This is a genomic window from Trueperaceae bacterium, assembly GCA_031581195.1.
Lineage (GTDB): Bacteria > Deinococcota > Deinococci > Deinococcales > Trueperaceae > SLSQ01.
Window position 1 is genome coordinate 1 of the sequence record JAVLCF010000225.1, and the last position, 1,207, is coordinate 1,207.

The window sequence follows — 1,207 nt, forward strand, 5'->3', positions numbered from 1 at the left end:
CGCGGTATCCTCGCGCGAGGCGGTCGACGTGCCCTTGATCGACGGAACCTACGAAGTCCTCGAGCAACGCGCGACCGGCGACGGTCGGACGCTCGTGCGCGCGACCGACCCGGCCGGCACCCCGGTCCGACTCGTCGTCTACGACCTCCCGCCCGACGCGGAACCGGCGTTCGAGACGTACCGACGCACCCTCAAACGCCTGGCGCGGGACCCCGACGTCCGCCTGCTCGACGTCGTCTCCCGGCCCGGCGCGCGCTACGCGGTGTGGGCCGACCCGACCGGGTGGCCGCGCGCGTCGTTGGACGACGCCTGGCGCGCGCGCCTCGAGGGGGCGGGGCTCGACCCCGCCGCCGCCGACCTCCGCCGCGACGGCGACGCCGTCGTCCTCGCCGGGCTCGACGGGGACCTCGACGACGTCGCGGCCGGCGACGGTGGAGCGGGGCACGCCCCGGAACCCGGCCGCCCCTCCCCCCGCGCGGTTCGGACCGCGGCGGCGACCGCGCTCGCGTTCGGCCTCGCGATCCTCCTCGCGCTCGTGGGGTGGCGCGGCACGGTCAACGACGCGGTCGTCACCCTTCCCGACCTGGCGGGCGCGTCCGCGTCCGACGCGGCGGCGGACCTCGCGGCGCTCGGCGTGCGGGTCGCCCCGGTGGCGGTGCCCGGCGACGCGCCCGCCGGCACGGTGCTGCGGACCGCCCCGCCGGCCGGGACGTCGTTGCGGCCGGGCCGCACCGTCCGCCTCACGTACGTCGAAGCCAACGCCGGCCCGGCCGCCACGCCGCTGCCGTCGCTCGTCGGCCGGACGCGGAGCGAGGCCGAAGCCCACCTCCGCGAGGGCGGCTTCGTCGTCGGGGACGTCGCCCGCATTCCGGCCGCCGTCCCCGCCGGCACCGTCGTCGCGCACGCGCCCGGCCCGAACGGCGACCGCCCGCCCGGCACCGCGGTGCACCTGCTGCTGAGCGACGGTCCGCGTCCGGAACGCACCTTCCTCCCCGACCTGCGCGGCCTCGACGTCGCCGTGGCCCGCGACCTGGCGCGGGTCGCGGGATGGAGCGCGGACCGCGTCGTCGTGGAGCGCGTCGCGGCGTCCGGCGCCGCGCCCGGCACCGTGCTCGCCACGACGCCGGCGCCGTGGCACGCCGTCCGCGTGCGCGCGTCCACCGTCCGGCTCCTCGTCGCCGATGCCGAGGGGGCCCCCTTCTTCGAC

The 1,207-nt window shown here is 79.3% G+C and carries 1 protein-coding gene; it reads left to right on the top strand.

What is annotated here, in order from left to right:
- Positions 1–28: 28 nt before the first annotated feature.
- On the top strand, positions 29–1,207 hold a 1,179-nt coding region (locus RI554_11625; GenBank protein ID MDR9392662.1), incomplete at its 3' end, for a PASTA domain-containing protein.